The following is a 19473-nucleotide window of genomic DNA, read 5'->3' as shown; positions in this document are numbered from 1 at the left end:
CCTAAAGCACCACCAACACCAGCCCCGCCAACATCACCAGCGTGCCTACGGCTTTCGCCCTGGAGGCAGGCTCTTTTAGCCATAGCACGCCCATCAATACGCCCACAGGAATAGACAGCTGGCGCAGTGCCACCACATAACTCACCTCTTTGGTAAGCGCCATGGCGATTAATACTAGACCGTAAGTGCAGGTCATCATCAACCCGGTAACGATCAGCATGGTAAATCCCTGCTGACGGAGCGCGGGTAGCCGGCGCCGTTCTGCGGGCAGCAGCGCCAGCAGGGGTACCGCCCAGGTGAGCGTCATCAGCGCTTGCAGCACCATAAACACCGCCCCGGCGGTTAACCCGCTGTGCCCTGCCCCCTGCATTAGCCCGAGGGCCTGCTTATCGATTAGCGAGTAGCCTACGGTGCCTGCTGCCGCTAGTAGCGCAAACCCCATGGCCGGGGTGAGATAGGTGGATATCCTACGCGCCTGCGGATGGCTAAGGGGTAGGCAGAGCGCGCCTGCCACGACTAGCACCATGCCAAGACCGTCCCAGCGATCCAGCACCCGACTACCCAACAGCGCAATGGATACCAGCGGCACTAGCACTACCGGCAATGCCCGGGCGATGGGGTAGAGTACGCTAACGTCCCCTCTCGCGTAGGCCCAGGCTAAGCCGCCCATGTAGAGCATTTGGCATAATCCCGAAAGCGCCAACCAGCCCCAGAATGCACTTGGTAACGCAGTGAGCGTCGGCCCAAGCAACACCAGCGGCAGCATCACCGCCCCACCCGCGCCGTAAGCCAGGGTAAAAGAGGCTAACGACGGCGCATTGCGTTTGCCCAACACGTTCCATCCGGCGTGCATACATACCGAGACCAGCACCAGAGCAAGCGCGGCTGGACTCAAGGACGCTCTCCCTGTTGAAGACGTGTAGTGATGGCATCGACCACGCTGGGTAGCTCGGCAATGGTCTCAATGCAGTAGTGCGGTGCTGAGGGGGCAAACTGCGCGGCCACCCGCTCGTGGGCGGCGTGGCGCTCGGCATCACTCAACGCTTGATATTGCGCATAGGTTAGCCCCAGCGCATTGCCCGAGCAGGTAAGCGCCACCGTCCACATGCCCGCGCTGCGCCCTTCAAGAATGCCCGGCGTGGTGTCATCGACTTTAACGCAGGCGGCGACATCGCTAACACCCAGGGCAATCACATTGGCCAGCGCCTGGGAGGGGTGTGGTCGCCCGTTAGGCACTTCATCGGTCGCCACCACATGATCTACTTGCAAGTCGTTGGCCGCTGCTAGGGCGACAACTTTTTCCATCACTACTAATGGATAGCCGGAGCAAGAACCAATCTTAAGCCCCTGGTCACGCAGCGTAGCTAAGGTGTCTAGCGCGCCGGGAATCAGCGTCGAGTGATCGGCAATTTTGGCAATCTGCAGCGGCATAAAGCGCTCGTAAAGCGCCGTTACATCGTCATCAGAAGGCGCGTGGCCTAACGCCTGAACAAAGCGTTCGGCGATGTCTGGGTGATTGCAGAGTGTACGAATATGGTCCCATTTGCCCATGCCCATGGGGCCACGAGCTTCTTCCAGACTAATCGCCACGCCCAGTTCGGCAAAGGCTTCAACAAAGATCTGGGTAGGCGCAAAGGAGCCAAAGTCGACCAGCGTGCCCGCCCAGTCACAGATAATCGCCTGAAGGCGTTGAGGCGTTTGATACTGCATTATGCGCTCCGTGAGTGTGAAGAAAGGAAGACGCCCATCTCACTCAGCGCGTCTTGCATAGCCACCAGCAGCGTTTCCATTACCGCCGCATCCAGTTGGCCGATACAGCCGATACGAAAACTCTCCACTTCGGTCAACTTGCCGGGGTAGATCAAAAATCCACGCGACTTTAGCGCCGCGTAGAAAGCGTTAAACTCAAACGCTGGGTCGTTAGGGCTTAAAAAGGTAGTGATGATCGGCGATAGCCATCCGTCTTCTAACAGCGTGCCGAAGCCTATCGCCCGCATGCCTTTTACCAGCGCATCACGATTGCGGGTATAGCGCGCGCAGCGCCCTCGCACACCGCCCTCTTCCCGGTGCTGGGCAAGCGCAGTCTGAAAGGCCACCACGGTGTGGGTGGGCGGGGTAAATCGCCACTGACCGGTGCGTTCCATATATTCCCACTGGGCGTAGAGATCCAGACTCAGCGAGTGGGCTCGCCCCTTTCCTGCTTCAAGCAACGCTTTGCGAATAATCACAAAACCAAATCCTGGCACGCCCTCAATGCACTTGTTGGCAGAGGAAACCAGCACATCGATAGGTGTTTTCGCGAGGCTGATGGGTACGCCGCCAAATGAACTCATCGCATCGACGATGAGTGTTTTACCATGAGTGTGTACCACCTCTGCAATCGCCTCTAACGGGTTCAAAATGCCCGAGCTGGTTTCGCAATGGACTAAAAATACCGATGTAATCTCTGGGTATTGCTCCAGTAGCACCGCCACTTCATTGGGCTGGGGTGGCAGGTAATCACCCTTATCCAGCGTCACGTAGCGGCGGCCCATCATATGGAGCAGTTGAGCGGCACGCTTACCGTAGGCACCGTTCATCAGCACCAGTACTTTGTCATTTGGGTCGGTAGCGCAAGCCAGCGCGCTCTCAACGGCAAAGGTGCCGCTGCCCTGCATGGGCACACAGGCGTACTCGCCGCTCGCCGCTTCCGCCATGGCAAGCAGTTGAGTGCGCACGTCGGCCGTTACCTGATTAAAGTCGTCATCCCAGGAGCCCCAGTCACGCAGCATGGCCGCTTTGGTCGCGTGGGAGGTGGTCAACGGCCCCGGGGTTAACAGATAAGGCTCTTTGATTGAGTTAGTCATTTTGGTATATACCAGATTTTTTAAACACTTTAATCGCAAGCAAAGCGGCTGTCTAGGTGTCGTCTAGCTCACCAAGCGCCAGCGTTGAGCGTTATTTAACAGCACATGAGTAAGTACCGCATGCAGCAGTTTAACCACCAAGGATGTCAGGAAAATCAGCACCGCCATGGCCGCAGCGCTGGCAAAGTAGCCAGCTTCATCCAGGTGCAGCACCGCTACCGACGCAAGCCGCGTATCGCTGTTATAGAGAAACACCACCGCCGACACCGTCGTCATGGCATTGACGAATAGGTAGACCGAAATATCCAGCACAGCAGGCAGGGACACCGGCAGCGTGATGCGGCTGAACGTGGTCCAAAACGGCACTTTTAGTGAGGCCCCCACCGCTTCAAACTCAGGGTCAAGCTGCTTGAGTGCGGTCACAGAGGTGAGGTGACACACCGTATAAAAATGCACCAGCGTGTTGAGCACCAGAATCACCATCGTGCTGTAAAGCCAGTTAAGGGGATTACCTGCCTGGTTAAAAAAGAAGATATAGGCAAGACCCAGCACCATGCCAGGCACTGCCATGGGCAGCATGGCCATAAAGTGCAGCCCTTGGCGCAGCGGGCGATAGCCCTCGCTCTTTTCGATGAGCCAGGCGTTAAAGAAGATTACCAGCGTGCCCACCAAAGCCACGCTAAACGCTAACTTAAGCGAGTTAAACCACGCCCCCCAGCCACCATCGGCCATGCCTTGGAAGGTGTAGTGTTCCAGCGTGAAGGACAGGTTATAGGGCCAGAATTGTATCAGCGAGGCATACACCGCTGTACCGATGACGAGCAGAATGACGCCCGCTACCGTGTAGCAAAGCAGTGTAAATATCCAATCTCGCAGCGGGCTGGGGCTAGGCTGCCACGGCACGGCCCGTGCCGAGAGTTGCGCCACTTGGCGCCGCTGAATCCAGCGGTCAACGATAAACGAGAGCACTGCAGGCAGCAGCAGAATCACGCTCACCACCGCCCCCATCTGAAAGTTCTGCTGCCCCACCACTTGGCGATAGACGTCGGTGGCCAGCACACTGAACTGGCCGCCGATGATTTTAGGCACGCCAAAGTCGGTAATCGCCAGGGTAAACACCACAAACAGGCAGGAAATCAGCCCGTAGCGCACGCCGGGCAACGTAATAGTCAAAAACGTACGCCACTTTGGGGTACCTAGCGCGTCGGCCGCTTCGTAGAGCCGCGCATCGCTGTTGGTCAGCGCGGTGGTCAGCAGCATTAGCGCGTGAGGGAATATCCAGAAGCTCATACCCATGACAATGCCGATGGGTCCATAAACCGACTGGCCGGCCAGTAAATCGCGCAGAAATCCCTGATTGCCAAACAGATAGACCAGGCTAATAGCGGGCAGCAGCGATGGCGCCAAAATGGGCAGAATCGCCAACATCCGAAATAACCGCTTGCCCGGCATGCAGGTTCGGGTGATCCCGTAGGCGCATAAAAACGCTAACCCGACCACCACACCGGTAGTCATCAACGCCACCCGCAACGAGTTGGCAATCGAATTGACCAGCGTCGGGGTTTGAAAGTAGTGCGCAAAGTTGGCCAGTCCGATAAAGTCGCCGGCGCGGTCTTGCAGGCTCTTGATCAGCATGGTCAGTAGTGGGAATAACAGTCCCACCACCAGCAACGCAACGCCAGCGAGTAACGCCAATAAGCGGATCAACGACTCTAGCGACGGCTTGGTCGCCGATTTTACAAAGCTCTCGGCCATCATTGCTGGCTGCTCCCGGCGGGGTAAAGACGGGCGGCTTCGGCGGGCAGGTGAATACCTAGAACCTGCCCCTGGTAAAGGCATAGGTCGGTACTATCGCGGCTAGGCACATCGGCAATGAGCGTTTGGTCAGCATCCGTTAGGCGCAAAGTGACCCGCTGAAAGGGACCTAAAAACTCGATGCCGATCACCTCACCATTCAGCGCTCCCGCTTGGCGGCTAAGTGCCACCGTTTCAGGCCGAATAGCCAGTTGGGCGGCTTGGCCCACTTTTAGGGTATGCGATAGGCAGGCGCAGGACGTGGTACCCAGCAGCGCTTGGTTATCGCCCTGAGCGGTCACTTCCAGGAAGTTCATGCTGCCGATAAACGAGGCCACAAAGGCGCTGGCAGGCTGGTGGTAGATCTCGGCTGGGGTACCCACTTGCTCGATCACGCCGTGGTTCATCACCACGATGCGGTCGGCCATGGTGAGTGCCTCTTCCTGGTCGTGGGTCACCATGATTGTGGTCACCCCCAGGCGCGCCTGCAGGGCTTTAATCTGGCTGCGCAGGTGGCCCCGCACCCGGGCGTCCAACGCCGAAAGCGGCTCGTCCAGCAGCAGCAGACCGGGCTCGGTGGCCAGTGCCCGCGCCAGCGCAACGCGCTGCTGTTGCCCACCGGAAAGTGCCGCCGGGTACTTCTTTTCACTGCCGGTTAAGTTCACCAGCGCGAGCAGCTCATTAACCCGAGCATGGATGTGCGACCGCTCTACCCGCCGGTTACGCAACCCATAGGCCACATTGTTAAACACCGTGAGGTTGGGAAACAGCGCATAGGACTGGAACACAATGCCGAAATCCCGCGCCTGGGGGGGCAGCGAGGATATATCCTCGCCGCGCTGAATAAGCGTGCCCGCGGTTTGCTGGGCAAGACCCGCAATGGTGCGCAGCAGAGTTGTTTTGCCACAGCCGGAGGGTCCCAAAAAGCAGACAAATTCGCCCTCGTTAATGGTCAGGGAAATACCATCCAGCGCGGTAAAACTACCAAAACGCTTAGTGACTGCTTCAATGGTTAAATGGGAAGTAGTGGGAGTCATCACCGTTGGTGTGTCGGCCGCCAGCAGCGATGTCATTGTCGTGTGCATAACATCTCCAAGCCCCGGCGCATGGCCGGGGCAACTGATCGCGGTTTATTGTTCGGTTTTACCATCGTAACGGCGCTGCCATTCGGCCAGTACGCGCTCGCGATTGACGGCAGCCCACTGGAAGTCGGCGTCGATCATAAGGTCGGTGATATCAGCAGGGTAATTGTCGATCGGCTGTGCCACACCTGGGTAGGCAACCACTGCATAGCCTTCGTTATACAGTTCGTTGGCCTCGCGGGAGATTGCCCAGTCCATGAGCGTTTTCGCGGCTTCCAGCTTGTCGGTACCGGCCATAATAGCGGCGGCTTCCATATCCCAGCCCAGCCCTTCTTCAGGGAAGATAACTTCAATAGGCGCCCCCTGGGACTTCAAGCGCGCACCGCGGAAAGCAAATGATACGCCCACCACGGTTTCACCGGTGGCCGCCAGGCTACAAGGGGCGGAGCCAGAATGGGTGTAACGGGCGATGTTGCTATGCAGGCGATCCATATAATCCCAGCCCTGATCCTCTTCCCATAGCTGCAGCCAGCTGGCCACATCCAGATAGCCGGTACCCGACGAGTTGGGGTTAGGCATAATCACATGGCCTTCAAACTCTGGCTGGGTGAGAGCTTCCCAAGAGGTCGGCATCGGCACGCCCTGGCGCTCGCCCTCAATGGTGTTGTAGCAAATAGCAGCGACCCAGGCGTCCATACCAACCCAAGCCGGGTCTTCACCATCACGATAGGCCACATCGACAAATTTGGGGTCGAGATTCTCAACGCCAGCGGGAGCGTAGCGCTCCAGCATGCCCTCCTCTTCCAGAACCAGCAGGCTGGTAGCGGCCAGGCCCCAGATCACGTCGGCCTGGGGGTTGTCTTTCTCGGCCAGCAGGCGGGCGGTAATCACGCCGGTGGAGTCGCGCACCCAGTTAATATCGATATCCGGGTGGGCCGCGCTGAAGCGTTCAGCGTATTTTTGCAGGTCGTCCGACTCAACGGCGGTATACACCGTTAATTCAGTTGCTTGGGCGTTGGAGGCAAGCGCAACAGCAGCGCCTGCTAGCAACGTTGAAGGGAATAAACGGCGTGGCATCATGATGATAGTCTCCTGGCTAATTGGTATAGACCAGAAGTCTGAAGGCGTTAAATGACACTGCGATGACGCTTGTTTGAACGTTTTTTTAAGGGGTGATGACCGCGACCAGGTTGTCGCCGCTAGCGCTGACCCGATAGTTCCACGCTGATACACAGTGAGTCGTGGAGCCAGTGCTCCTCGTCAAACTCAATGGGGCGCTGCTGATCGTCTAAAATGGCACGGCTAATGTTCAGCCCGGCGGTGCCGGGTGCCACCAGCAGCTCTTCGGCATCAATCGGCGAAAGCGCTTCAGACACCATGCGGATAGAGCGATTGGCTAAGTAGTGCCCCCAGCGTTCGCGCAGCAGCCCCCACAGCGACTGCCCGGTGTAGATGTCCAGCAACTCTGGGGCGCACGTTGGCACCACCCACAGCGACTCCACCAGCACGGCGCGATCATCCACATAGCGACGGCGGCGAATATGATGAAACGGCTGGTCATCCGGCAGGTTCAGTGCCCGCGCGGCAGGCAGATGGGCACGGGTTTCCAGCTTCAACACTGCCGTTCGCGGCTGCCGCCCCTGTGCACGTACATAGTCATTAAAGCCCGCGTCACGGGTGGGGTCGTAAACTAAACGGGCGGGGGAAATAAACCAGCCGCGCCGGTTGCTGCGGTGGATTAAGCCCTCCATTTCCAACTGTGAAAGCGCTTGGCGCAGGGTCACACGAGTGGTGGCAAAGCGCTCGGCCAATGACCGCTCTGCAGGGAGCTTTCCTTCCCACAGGGCAGCATTTTGGTCGATCAAGGTACGAAGCTGTTCGGTTAACTTTAGATAGTAGGCATCAGACATGCGCCGATTTTCCTGGCAGAGCATTAGGCGACGAAGCGCTCGGGGGAGCCCGCCAGTCTAAGCGCCGCCAACCTTCAACGCTAGCCACCTCAGCAAGCACTGGATCGGGATTGACCGCTACAGGGCAATCCACGTACTGCAACAGCGGGAGGTCGTTGCGGGAGTCTGAGTAGAAAGTAGTGTGGCTAGGGGTGAACTGCTGCTCGGCCAGCCACTGTTTTAAACGCAGCACCTTACCGCCGCGATAAGAAAAAATACCCTCGCTGCCACCGGTATAGCGCGCGTCTTCATTGATGCCGTGTTCCACGCTTAGCTCTACCGCCAGCACGTGTTCAATACCCAGAGTGGTCGCTATCGGCTCGACCAGATGCCGTGACGAGGCGGAAATCAGTACCAGGGTATCGCCTGCTTGGCGGTGCGCTTCCAGGCAGGCCCAGGCTTGTTCAAAAATACGCGGTTGTAGGTGCGTGGCCACAAAGCGCTCGACCTCTTTTTGCACATCTTTCACCCTGCGCCCTCGCAGCGGTGCTAGGGTCATGGCCAAATACTCTTCAAGCTTTAGCTTCCCCGCATGATAGGCCTGGTGCATTTGCTCCGCCCGCGCCATAAACGCTTCGGCATCGCTGATCCAGCCTTGCTCTATCATCCATAAATTCCAGCGGTCGCTGCAGTCTCCGTCCAGGAGGGTGTCGTCAAGATCAAACAGGGCCAGGCGCATGGGAGCACTCCTTTCATCGCGGGTTGGCGGCGCGTAGGGTATGCCAAAGGTGATGACAAGACGATGACGCTAATAGAAGACGACGATGAGCAAATAGAAGGCTAAGTAGTTAACCACTGCATCGCAAACTCATCGGCAGGCAGGGGACGGCCAAACCAGTACCCTTGCGCCTCATTGCACCCCATTTCGGCAAGCAAATTCGCTTGGTCGCGCGTTTCTACGCCTTCCGCCACGGTTTTCATCTCTAGCGCTTTTGCCATGGCGATGATGGTCTGAACAATGGTGCGGTCATTTTTGTTTTCGAGCATTTCGCGCACAAAGGAAATATCAATTTTCAGTGCGTCGGCGGCGAAGCGCCGCAGGTAAGAAAGCGACGAGTAACCGGTGCCAAAATCATCGATAGAGAGTGCATAGCCCGCTTGGCGCATGGTGTGGGTAATCTCAACGGCCTGATCCGGGTCACGCATAAAATCGCTTTCGGTGAGCTCCAGGGCAATAGCACTCGACGAAACGCCGGCGGTGAGTTGCGCAATGTGGCGGGTAAGATCAGGATCGGCAAACTGTTGAGCGGAAATATTGATCGATAGCCTCCCTGGCAACTCTCCTCCAGGCTGGTTACGCCATGTTATTAGCTGTCTTGCGGACTCTTCCAGCACCCAGTCCCCCAAGGCACGAATCAAACCGCGCTCTTCGGCCAGGGGAATAAACTCGCCGGGGCTCACCCAGCCCCACTCAGCATCGTGCCAGCGGCACAGGGCTTCTGCACCGGTCAACTGGCCACTGGTAAGGTTCACCTGGGGCTGAAAGTAGAGCTCTAACGTGTGTTCAGTGATTGCCGCGCTGAGTCGCTCGGTCATCTGTTGGCGCCGATGCAGCGCGTGACGCATCGTTTGGGAGTAGGGACAGATACTATTTTCGCGCCGCTTGGCGTGATGAAGGGCAATGCTGGCAGCGTTAAATAGTTCGCCCGCCTCGCTCACATCCTGCGGATAATGAGCAAAACCGATGCTGACATCGAGATGAAAGACGCGCCGCTCCAAATGGAGCGGCGGCTTCACCACTAAGCGTAGCTGCTCCACCAGGCTGCCAATGTCACGGGGGGTGGTACTGGCCACCAGCAGGGCAAATTCATCCCCTGATAAACGCGCCAGCGAACCGTATGAGTGGCTGATCTTCGCTAAACGATCGGCCACTGTCACCAACAGTTGATCGCCCACTTGGTGACCATGCAGATCGTTGACCTCTTTAAAACGGCGGATATCCAATAACAGCAGAGAAAGCCCATGCTTGCCTTGCTGGGCCTCTTGCCACATTTGCGCTAGCAACTCCATAAAGCGGACGCGGTTGGGTAATCCGGTGGTACTGTCGGTATAGGCCAACTGGTGCATGTGACGATGGTCGCGCCGACGCTCAAGCTCTGCCGCAGCCCCGGTCGAAAGAATTTGCAGCACAGAGGTGGCGAACGCATTGGTGGTCAGCGGCTGTCGATAAAACACCATCATCACGCCAATGGCCTCGCCGTTGGCATTATCCAAACGCCGCCCAATCCATGCTCTTGTGGGTAGCAGTGTGCCTGGTAATAACAGCGGCGGGCCATCATGCATGACTGCTTCACGCTCCAGCACCACCTGCTCGCTGGGCGAGCCTCGCAGCGCAAAAGAGTGCTGTTCTCGCTGAGCTCCGTCAACCACCATGCTGACAGTCGTTGCCTGCCCATAGACATTTTTATCGCCCTGGGGTGAAGTATGCAGCAATGCAATAAAGCCCGCGTCGGCTTCCAGCACCTTGACCAAGGTTGCAATTAACTGCTGAAAATAACCATCCCCGACTTGGGTCGTGACCGTAGAAGCCACTTGAACCACGGCGTTTTGCACTCGCTGTGACTCTTGCTGATCGGTCACATCAGAGATAAACCCTTCCAAGCATACGATTTCGCCCGCCTCATCCATGACGGCCTGACCCTGCTCCCACATCCAGCGGTAACCACCGTCGCGATGGCGCAGTTGGTAGACCACACGGTAGGGGCCTCTGTTGGCAATGGCCAACTGTACCTCCTGAAAGAGCTTGTCCTGATCATCTGGATGAATCAGGGCAGCAAAACTGATCAGCCGGTTACCCTGCAATTCGTCAGGCCGGTACCCGGTCAGCGTTTCGGCCCCTTGGCTCACCAGTTGCATAGTCCAATTGCGGTCATTCAGACAGCGATAGGCCATGCCCGGAAGATGGTTGAGCAGCGTATCCAAACGGCGCTCGCTTTCCCGTGCGACCTCTTCACTCTTTCTTAATGCCTGCTCCGCCTTTTGTCTGCCCAGCTCCGCCCCCGCCTGGGCGGCGGCGATGCGTAGTATCTCATTGGCTAACTCACCCAGTTGCATGGGGGCGTTTTTGAGCACCGCTAACAGGCCAATCAGCGAGCCATCCGACGCATAGAGCGCCCGCCCCAAATAGCTTTCGGCACCCAGTTCACAAAGCAGTTTATCGTCAGGAAAGCGTGACTGAACATCACGCGTATAAAGGCAGCACTCGCGCCCCAAAGCGGTTTCGCATGGAGTACCGGTCAGCGAATAAGTAATATTGCTGAGCAAGCCCCCATTTGACCAGACAGCCAATGTTTCAGCCTGGTGCAGTTGAGTAACATCGGCGACTAACACATGATCAACGCCTAGTATCGTCGCTAAGCGCTCCACCAACGTGGCATAAAAACGCGGGCTCCCACTGTGCCCTACGCCTTCTGCCAATTGGCGGAATATATCGGCCGCGTCGTTCTTTGTGTGCATTTTTGCACTCACTTTTTTTAATTCTGAAGCAACTTGGGCGCCTGCCACTGACCTCATAAAGTATATATAGCGACCTACAAAGCATAAACCGCTCTTCTTCAACTATAACAACGTCAACACTAGCTGGGTATATGGTAAAACTAGGACATCACCTCATGATGGCTGGCAGCTACGCTACAAAGTGCGCAGGAGATAACGTGACTAATACATCGACCAAGGATGAATCACTGTATGGAATGCTAACTGAAGCACTGCCTGGTTTTCTGATCAGCGACTTTCTCAAGTGCCAACGCTTACCTTCGCTTCCCTCAATCGCATTACGCATCCTCAGATTAACGCAATCTTCAAAAGCAACTATCAACGATGTTGCCGATACCATTGAGCATGATCCAGCATTGACCACTCGGTTAATATCGCTCGCCAATAGCGTCCACCACACCCGCTCCGCCAGTTTGACACAAACGTGTCTTGAGGCTATCCAGCGTTTAGGTCTAGATGCAACGTTAACGGTGGTGTTGAGCTTTAACCTTTTTCAGTACCCCAGTAAAGGGCCTCAGCATACTCATATTTGGCGGCGGTCTATTATGTCTGCGCTGATAGCGCGCCAACTTGCTGAACAAGCGTGCCCTAAACAGGCAGGTAATGCATTTACAGCAGCGCTGCTACAGGATATTGGCATATTGGCACTGAGTGCGACCTACCCCGAGCAAGCAGACGAACTCTATAGTGATAGTGCTATCTCCCATACCCAGCTTATTGAAGAGGAGCAGCGTTACTTTGGTGGTGACCACACCGTCATTGGGGCATGGCTGGCAGCCAAATGGGGGCTCCCATCGGCGATGGTCAACACCATACGTTTTAGTCATGCCCGCTATCAAAGCGATAGCTTAATGGAGATGTGTGTTCGTCTATCCGGCCCCACGGCGGATGCCTGCCTATCAAGCGCTCCTGAAGAACAGCTGGCCATCCTGATAGCCGATATAAGCACTACCGCGGATGTGCCCTCTCTGTCATTTAAAAGCGTTCTACAAGAAGTTCAGCCCAAAATGGAGTTGATCACTAAAACACTGATGATTGACACCCCCGCGGCTATTGATCCCAAAGAGCTGCTTGAAAATGCTCAGCAGCTCTTGCTAAACCATACGCTTATACTCAATAGCCGCAGAGAAGCCCAACACAAAGCATTAACGATGTTGCGTAAAGGGTACAGCGACCCGGACGGATTCAACAAAAACATTTCTTTCAAAAAGCTCAATAAACAATCCCGTACTCAATCTTAAATCGCTGGCCAGAGCATGCATGCTATCAAGCGCTCCGGCCAGCGCTGTTTTTCTACTTCATGCTTAACACTTTTTCTTTTATAAACGCCTCACCGAGTCATTGCCTCGGGTAGATAGAGCGCGATACCCGGAAAGATGTGCATTAAGGCAATCGCCAACAGCATGAGTAGAAAGAACGGCAGCGTGGCTTTGGTAATGGTCAGAATATCTTTACCTGTTAGCCCCTGGATCACGAACAGGTTGAAGCCTACCGGCGGGGTAATCTGGGACATCTCAACCACCACGACCAGATAAATACCGAACCAGATCAGATCGAACCCAGCGGCGCTCACCAGCGGCATAATAATCGCGGTGACGAGTAGGATCAGCGAGATACCGTCGAGAAAACAGCCCATCACCAGCAGCAGCAAGGTAAGCGCAATCAGCAGCATGGTAGGTGACAGCCCCATCTCACCAATCGCCTGCGCCAGCTTCATGGGCACCTGGGTAAAGCCCATCGCCGAGGTTAAAAACGACGCACCGGCAATAATAAAAGCGATCATGCAGGCGGTACGCACGGCGGCAAACAGCGAGCTTTTAAAAATGTTGCGATCAAAGTGACCGTTAAAGCGCGCAATCACGATTGACAATACCACACCGACTGCCGCGGCCTCAGTAGGCGACGCTAACCCGCCATAGATCGAAAAGATAATCCCGCCGATCAACAGCAGAATAGGCACCAGCGACCAGGTATTGCGCAGCTTTTCAGCAAAGCTCATACCGGATTCATCTTCGCCGGTAAGCCCTTCACGGTTGCCCTTGAGCAACGCCCACAAAATGAGGTAGCTCATAAACATGGCCAGGATCATCAGTCCCGGGCCAATACCGGCCATAAACAGCCTGGAGATCGACTGTTCGGTGACCACACCGTAAACGATGAGCACAATGGAGGGTGGAATCAAAAGTCCCAAAGTGGAGGCGCTGGCCAAGGTGCCAATCGCCATATTGCTGTCGTAACCCCGCCGCTCGAGCTCTGGCAGGGTCATTTTGCCCACCGTGGCACAGGTGGCCGCCGAAGAGCCGCACACCGCTGCAAACATGCCGCTGCCAATAATATTGGTGTGCAGTAAGCGCCCCGGCAGGCGGTTCAGCCAGGGCGACAGGCCACGAAACATATTGTCCGCAAGCCCAGAGCGAAACAGAATTTCCCCCATCCAGATAAACATAGGCAGCGCAGTGAGATCCCAACCGTAGCTGGCGCCCCAAAAATCGGAGGCTAAAATAGAGCCCGGCGAGAAAGAGCTAAAGAACTCTAGCGCTATCCAGGCAGTGCCGATTAACGCAAAGGCGATCCACACCCCGCTCCCTAGCAGAACCACGAGGGTGAAAATGGTGGCGAGACTTAGTAGCAGCACAAGGATCTCTCCAATTTAAACGGCAGAAGCAGTGTTAACAGTGACCCAGTTAACCGCTGCGTACTCAACACAGACGACGTACTCAACCAAGACATAGCTATCGTCACCATTTAGTGGCCCTCGCTTTCATCTGGGGCCGTCGCTTCACGAAAACTCGCAGGATCGCGAATGGCAATCCGTAGTGCCATAAACAGGGCTTCAGCCAACGCCAAACAGAGCAGCCCTACGCTGGTCGCGAGCACAAGCTGGGGTATCCAAAGCGGAATCGACACAAAGCCTGAAGAGACATCGTTGTATTGCAGACTCTCCCTCGCCAACCCAATGAGGCCGTAACTAAGCATTAGGCTGATCGCCAGGGCAATGATGAGACCAAACACTTCAAACCACACACGGATTGCCGACGGTAGCCGGCTAATCAACAACGTCACGCGAATATGGGCGTGATGCACAAAGGTGTAAGCCAACCCCAGAAAGGTCGCCCCCACCAATAGATAAGAAGCAATTTCCGAAACGCCGGTAATACTCATACCCAGGCGGCTCAGCCCCACGAGCACCAGCAAGGCGTCTACCAGGCGGAAGGTCACCTGAAGCGCTATCAGCGTGCAAATGGCAACCATGCAGGCCGCCGCACCCCAAGCACCCAGGCGATAGAGTTTGTCGAATTTAAACGTCATGTTCGCAGCCTCACGAAGCACGCGGGAAAACGTACTTAGAAAACGTACTTAGGAAAAGCGCGTAGAAAAAGCAGGGACAGCGCCAACATCACCGCCCCTGCGGAAACCATCACGATAGAGCCTAGTTAAAAAGTACTTAGCTTAAACCGTGTTTAGGCTAAATAGCGCTTAGCTGTCGCGCTGCTCGCGATAGGATTCCAGCGCCTTTTTGGCTTCATCGTCAGCACGGGACTGCCAATCTTCAAACAGCTGGTCACCGGCTGCTTGAAGCGCCTCTGAAACGGCTTCGTTTGGCTCGGAAACTGAAATACCGTTCTCTTGCAGTGCAGCCAAGCTGGCGTCGTTATCTTCGCGGCTCATCTCCCAACCACGTTTCTCAGCCTCAGCGGCGGCTTCCATCAGAGCTTCCTGAGTCGCTTCATCCAGGCCATCAAAACTGCGTTGGCTAATGAAGACGATATTTTTTGGCAGCCACAGGTTAGCGTCGGTGTAATCAGTCACGTAATCCCACGCCGCCATGGAGTTACCGGTAGAGCTTGAGGTGATCATGGCATCCACACGGCCAGTGCTAAACGCAGTGGGTATATCAGACTCTTCGGTCTCGGTGGGGCTACCGCCCAGGTTATCGACAAAGCGCTGGGTATTGATGTTAGGTGCACGAACGCGCAAGCCTTCAAACTGCTCAGGGTCAGTAAGAGGTTCAGAGGTATAGATACCTTGTGCAGGCCAAGCGACTGCGTAGAGCGGAATCAACCCTTCATAGGCAAACAGCTCGGTGATCATCGGTTTGGTGGCTTCCCACAGCGCGTAGGCGTCGTCGTAGCTACCCGCCACACCTGGCAGCGTATCAACTTCAAAGATCGGGTCGTCATTGGAAAGAACCGAGAGGAATACTTCACCTGCATCAATAGTGCCACGACGCACCGACGGCTTAATTTCACCATGCGATACCAACGAGCCGCCGCTATGTACGGTAATGGTTAACTCGCCATCGGTAGCTTCGGCCACGTCCTCAGCGAACTGCTTGTTGTTTTGGGTATGAAAGCTGGCATCACCGTAAGGCGTGGCCATGGTCCATTCCGCAGCATGAGCCGACACCGTTAAACCGCAGGCGGTCGCCAGTAGCAGTGAAGTCGTGATTGTCTTGCGCATCGTAAGAACCCTCTTATTTCTATTAATAGTATGGTGCTTCTAATAGTGCGTTGCTTCTAATGCATTGCTTCGGTGGTACCAGAGGAGGCGCTGGCGGTAACCCAGCGCCCGGAGAAAAGTGTTGTTGTCATATCGGCACGGCGCGCCTGGGCATAGCTGCAGGCACACTGCTGGGCCAAGCGGGCAACGCCGCGACAAAAGCGCGGATGGTTAGCGTTGCGCCATATCACATCATAGTGCATGGCCGGTAACGGCACCGGTAGCGAGAGACGGTAGAGCTCCCCTCGCTGCCATTCATCCAGCACAGTGGCGACAGGCAGCGCGCCAATCCCCAGCCCTTCGGTGGTCATTCGTACAATGGTCATTAGTGTGCTGACGCTATGGATACGAGGATTAGCGACTCCCTGTTCTGCTAAATAACTCACTAACTCTGCATAGGGGCGAGCCTGCTTACCAAATGAAATAAACGGCAACTGCTTGCCCCAAGTGTCGGCACTTTCGCCCAACTGCTTGACGTGCCGTGGAGAGACAAACATACCCATTTCATAAGGGCTCAAGGATTCGTACTCGATCTGCTTTTGCGGTGAATAGCCATTCATCGCCAAGACAATATCCAATTCGTTGCCCAGTAGCCGCTCATTGAGCACCGGTGAGTAATCGACCGTCAGTTCAATAGTCAAACGCGGATACCGCTCGGTTAAACGGCGCATAAATTCGGGAAACCAGCTATGGGCGATGGTTTCAATCGTGCCGAGCCGCAATGGTGCAGAAAATGCCTCTTCGTCATCGAAAAGCTTCATCGCTTCGTCACGCTGGTGCAGCATCCGCTCAGCGTGCACAAAGAACTCGCGGCCTCGCATAGTAGGCTGAATAGGCCTGGCGGCACGCTCCAGCAGCAACTCTCCTACCGTGGTTTCCAAGCGTGAAATACGCTCAGAAACAGAGGGCTGAGTAAGGTGCAGGCGGGTCGCCGCCTTACGGAAGGAGCCGAGCCTCACTGCCCATACGAACGCCTCAAGTTCCTTAAAATCGAGCATAGTGACTCGCCTGCAAATGACTTTCTGGGGTAAAAAATCGCTGTCGAGCTGACACGTAAAGAGAGCTGCGGAGTGCTAATGCTCATGATGGTCTGATTACTATGCAACTTTAAGACCACTCCCAGTAGCGCTATTTCACCAACGTTATTATCACGCCCCGCTCCTAATGTGATAAGCGTATCGTGCCCAAGCGTCAACCCTTTTTCCAATAAATAACAATATGATAGAAGCACCCGATAGTTAGTATCGCCAAAAACGATTGGCACTGGGCAAGCCATGTTCATATATTGGTGGTGGACTACAATCAGCGCTAACCAATCAAACGCACCCACTGCATCGACACAGGAGTCGCTATGGCCATCCCCCTGCTTAATTGCGATATGGGCGAAAGTTTCGGCAACTGGCACCTCGGCCTGGATGCCGATGCGATGCCTTTCGTCGACTGCGCCAACATCGCCTGCGGCTTCCATGCCTCCGACCCCCATGTCATGCGCCGCACCGTCAAGCTAGCGGTACAAAATGGCACCCGCATTGGCGCGCACCCGGGTTACCCGGATTTGATGGGCTTTGGCCGCCGCTCAATGGCCTGCTCGCCGGAAGAAGCGGAAGATATGGTGCTCTACCAAGTGGGGGCTTTGGCGGGTATCTGCCAAGCGGAAGGCACCCAACTGAGCTACATCAAACCTCATGGTGCGCTGTACAACGATATGGCCGCCAACCCGGCACTGCTCGAAGGCGTCATGCGCGCGGTACGTGCTTATGATGCCAGCCTGCCGTTAATGATTATGTCTACCGCCGACCCTGAACCACACCGCGAGCTGGCCGCACAAATAGGCATTACCCTCTGGTTCGAGACCTTTGCCGATCGCGCTTATGATGGCAACGGCCACTTGGCCTCTCGACGCCTACCTAACGCCGTACACCACGACCAGAACACCATCGTCAATCAAGCAGTAATGTTGGCCAAAGGCGAGCCGCTCACCGCGCTTGATGGCACGCAGCTGCAGTTAGCCTGCGATACGCTCTGCGTTCATGGCGACAACCCGGAGTCAGTGGCCGCCGTACGCGCTATTCGTGAGGCCTTTCAGGCGCTGGAGCAGGCGTGAAACCCAATATTGAAATGCGCATTGAAACCGCCGCCATGGATGCCCTGATGGTGCGATTATTCGACACCATCGATGAGGCTAATATGGCCTGGGTAATTGGCGCCGACCAAGCGTTGCGCAATGCTTTCGGCCCTGCGCTTATTGATCTAGTGCCCTCTTACACCACGCTGTTAGTCCATTACGACTGCCAACAGCTGAACCACGCCGGGGCTCTCACGCTGATTAACCAGGCGCTTTCTGGCCTCAAACCTGTCGACACCCAGGCGGGTGAGCTACACGACATTCCCGTGTGGTACGACGAAAGTGTCGGACCCGAACTGCCTCTGGTCTCCAAACGCGCTGGTTTGAGTGTCGACGAGCTTATCGAGCAGCACTGCAACCACGACTACTGTGTGTTCGCGCTGGGGTTTGCCCCCGGTTACGGCTTTATGGGCTTAGTGGATGAAGCGCTGACCACACCGCGTTTAAAAACGCCGCGCCGCAAAGTCGCTGCAGGTAGCGTGGGCATTGCCGATCGCCAAACCGCGATTTATCCGCTGCTTTCGCCGGGCGGCTGGAATATTCTGGGTCGCACCAACGTGCCGCTATTCGAGCATGCCAAACGTGGCGAGCCACTGTTTCGCCCCGGCGATAAGGTGCGCTTTAGAGCGATCTCCCGCGAAGAGTTTGAAGCCGACGGTGGCGATACCACGCCCATGGAGGAGCGCCCATGAACCAAGTCGCCATGAATGAAGCACAAAAAGGGCTAGTGGTTAAACAGGCAGGGCCGCTGGCGCTTATCCAAGATGCCGGTCGATTTGGCGTCGGCCACTTAGGCGTTACTCAGGGCGGCGCTGCGGACTGGATCTCTTTTCGCTGGGCTAACTGGTTGCTGGGCAACGCTTTAAACAGCGCCGCGCTGGAAATCGTCATGGGCGGCGGTTTGAGTTTTGAAACCGAACGCGAAGTGCGCCTGGCACTGACCGGCGCCGACCTGGATGCCCAGTTGGATGGCAAACCGCTCGCCCCCAATACCAGCTTTAAGCTACTGCCCAGCCAGCGCTTGGTGTTTCGCCAGCCGCGCCAGGGCCTGCGCGCTTATCTCGCCTTTCCTGGTGGATTGAATGCGCCGGAGGTGCTGGGCAGCCGCGCCTGCACCGCACGCGAACAGCTGGGTGGCCTGCACGAAGATGGTAAACCCCTAAAAGTGGGTGATCGTTTAACTTGGAACGGCGCCGCTCCAGCGGTGCGCCGCATTCCTGACAGCCAGGGCCCGCGCATGCCGGCGTCTGGCTGCCGCTTACCCATCGTGCTCGGCTCGCAAATTGCCTCCTTCAGTGGCCATGCACTGTTCCAGGCGTTCAACCAACCCTGGACAGTGGATAACCGCGCCGACCGGATGGGCGTACGCCTCACCGGCCCCGCCCTTCACGGCTCACTCACCGGCATTATTTCCGAGGGCATTCCCTTGGGAGCAGTTCAAGTACCGCCGGACGGCCAGCCCATCGTGCTAATGAACGACCGCCAGACAATCGGCGGCTACCCGCGTCTAGGTGCCCTCACCCCCATCGCCTGCGCTACGCTGGCCCAGTGTTTGCCCGGCACCAAGGTGTGGCTGACGCCGACCGGTGCCAGCCAAGCCCAGGGGCAGTACCGAAACCAACTGGCAAGCTGGGATTAGCCGCTGCATAACCCAGCAGTTGATTGTCATCGACCAAGAGGAT

17 protein-coding genes are annotated in these 19473 nt (G+C 56.3%); 4 read left to right on the top strand and 13 right to left on the bottom strand.

The genetic code is table 11. The annotated features are described in order from the left end of the window. Window position 1 precedes the first annotated feature (1 nt). The 9 genes from HZU72_RS00560 to HZU72_RS00520 form a co-directional block, all read right to left on the bottom strand. Entirely contained in the window at window positions 2-895 is an 894-nt protein-coding gene (locus HZU72_RS00560; RefSeq protein ID WP_180089599.1) for an EamA family transporter, read from the bottom strand. Further along, window positions 892-1710: a phosphonoacetaldehyde hydrolase gene (gene phnX / locus HZU72_RS00555; RefSeq protein ID WP_180089597.1), complete on the bottom strand. Its 819-nt coding sequence runs from the start codon at window positions 1708-1710 to the stop codon at window positions 892-894. Before phnX ends, HZU72_RS00560 begins: the two co-directional genes overlap by 4 nt. Beyond that, window positions 1710-2846, bottom strand: coding sequence for a 2-aminoethylphosphonate--pyruvate transaminase (locus HZU72_RS00550; protein WP_180089595.1), 1137 nt, complete (start codon window positions 2844-2846; stop codon window positions 1710-1712). The genes phnX and HZU72_RS00550 overlap by 1 nt, the downstream gene beginning before the upstream one ends. 63 nt (window positions 2847-2909) lie before the next feature. Beyond that, window positions 2910-4604, bottom strand: a complete 1695-nt coding sequence (locus HZU72_RS00545) for a putative 2-aminoethylphosphonate ABC transporter permease subunit (protein WP_180089593.1) — start codon at window positions 4602-4604, stop codon at window positions 2910-2912. Then, window positions 4601-5725, bottom strand: coding sequence for a putative 2-aminoethylphosphonate ABC transporter ATP-binding protein (locus HZU72_RS00540; RefSeq protein WP_180089591.1), 1125 nt, complete (start codon window positions 5723-5725; stop codon window positions 4601-4603). Before HZU72_RS00540 ends, HZU72_RS00545 begins: the two co-directional genes overlap by 4 nt. A 45-nt stretch (window positions 5726-5770) precedes the next feature. Next, a complete protein-coding gene (locus HZU72_RS00535; protein WP_180089589.1) occupies window positions 5771-6802 on the bottom strand; it encodes a putative 2-aminoethylphosphonate ABC transporter substrate-binding protein in 1032 nt (343 codons plus the stop codon). 119 nt (window positions 6803-6921) lie between these two features. After that, window positions 6922-7632, bottom strand: a complete 711-nt coding sequence (locus tag HZU72_RS00530) for a UTRA domain-containing protein (protein WP_180089587.1) — start codon at window positions 7630-7632, stop codon at window positions 6922-6924. Continuing rightward, on the bottom strand, window positions 7625-8350 hold the full coding sequence (locus HZU72_RS00525) for an HAD family hydrolase (protein ID WP_180089585.1): 726 nt from the start codon (window positions 8348-8350) through the stop codon (window positions 7625-7627). The genes HZU72_RS00530 and HZU72_RS00525 overlap by 8 nt, the downstream gene beginning before the upstream one ends. 101 nt (window positions 8351-8451) lie before the next feature. After that, window positions 8452-11127 carry a bifunctional diguanylate cyclase/phosphodiesterase gene (locus HZU72_RS00520; protein WP_180089583.1) on the bottom strand — a complete coding sequence of 892 codons (2676 nt, stop codon included), beginning with the start codon at window positions 11125-11127 and terminating at the stop codon, window positions 8452-8454. 197 nt (window positions 11128-11324) lie between these two features. On the opposite strand from HZU72_RS00520, the gene HZU72_RS00515 reads away from it, so the two are divergent. Continuing rightward, window positions 11325-12407 (top strand): HDOD domain-containing protein, encoded by a 1083-nt coding sequence (locus HZU72_RS00515; protein ID WP_286902326.1) that lies wholly within the window; start codon window positions 11325-11327, stop codon window positions 12405-12407. A gap of 89 nt (window positions 12408-12496) precedes the next feature. On the opposite strand, the gene HZU72_RS00510 is transcribed toward HZU72_RS00515, so the two are convergent. The 4 genes from HZU72_RS00510 to HZU72_RS00495 all read right to left on the bottom strand — a co-directional run bounded on the left by HZU72_RS00510 (window position 12497) and on the right by HZU72_RS00495 (window position 16664). Then, on the bottom strand, window positions 12497-13801 hold the full coding sequence (locus HZU72_RS00510) for a TRAP transporter large permease (RefSeq protein ID WP_180089581.1): 1305 nt from the start codon (window positions 13799-13801) through the stop codon (window positions 12497-12499). A gap of 110 nt (window positions 13802-13911) precedes the next feature. Then, the gene (locus HZU72_RS00505; protein ID WP_180089579.1) at window positions 13912-14475 is read right to left on the bottom strand and encodes a TRAP transporter small permease; all 564 of its coding nucleotides are present in this window, start codon (window positions 14473-14475) and stop codon (window positions 13912-13914) included. A 168-nt stretch (window positions 14476-14643) separates the two neighbouring features. After that, on the bottom strand, window positions 14644-15627 hold the full coding sequence (locus tag HZU72_RS00500; RefSeq protein ID WP_180089577.1) for a TRAP transporter substrate-binding protein: 984 nt from the start codon (window positions 15625-15627) through the stop codon (window positions 14644-14646). Between the two features lie 56 nt (window positions 15628-15683). Beyond that, entirely contained in the window at window positions 15684-16664 is a 981-nt protein-coding gene (locus HZU72_RS00495; RefSeq protein WP_180089576.1) for a LysR family transcriptional regulator, read from the bottom strand. A gap of 353 nt (window positions 16665-17017) precedes the next feature. Between HZU72_RS00495 and HZU72_RS00490 the strand changes: the two genes are divergently transcribed. Genes HZU72_RS00490 through HZU72_RS00480 form a run of 3 tightly spaced genes read left to right on the top strand, consistent with a single transcriptional unit; the run spans window position 17018 to window position 19430 of the window. Then, entirely contained in the window at window positions 17018-17770 is a 753-nt protein-coding gene (locus HZU72_RS00490; protein WP_180089574.1) for a 5-oxoprolinase subunit PxpA, read from the top strand. 8 nt (window positions 17771-17778) lie between these two features. Beyond that, a complete protein-coding gene (pxpB, locus tag HZU72_RS00485) occupies window positions 17779-18483 on the top strand; it encodes a 5-oxoprolinase subunit PxpB (protein ID WP_180090119.1) in 705 nt (234 codons plus the stop codon). Continuing rightward, window positions 18480-19430 carry a 5-oxoprolinase subunit C family protein gene (locus tag HZU72_RS00480; protein ID WP_180089572.1) on the top strand — a complete coding sequence of 317 codons (951 nt, stop codon included), beginning with the start codon at window positions 18480-18482 and terminating at the stop codon, window positions 19428-19430. The genes pxpB and HZU72_RS00480 overlap by 4 nt, the downstream gene beginning before the upstream one ends. Window positions 19431-19473: the final 43 nt, after the last annotated feature.

This window comes from Vreelandella sedimenti (genome assembly GCF_013416325.1).
Classification (GTDB): Bacteria; Pseudomonadota; Gammaproteobacteria; order Pseudomonadales; family Halomonadaceae; genus Vreelandella; species Vreelandella sedimenti.
Note: the sequence above shows the minus strand (reverse complement) of the source record. Positions and strands in the feature narration are given on the sequence as shown.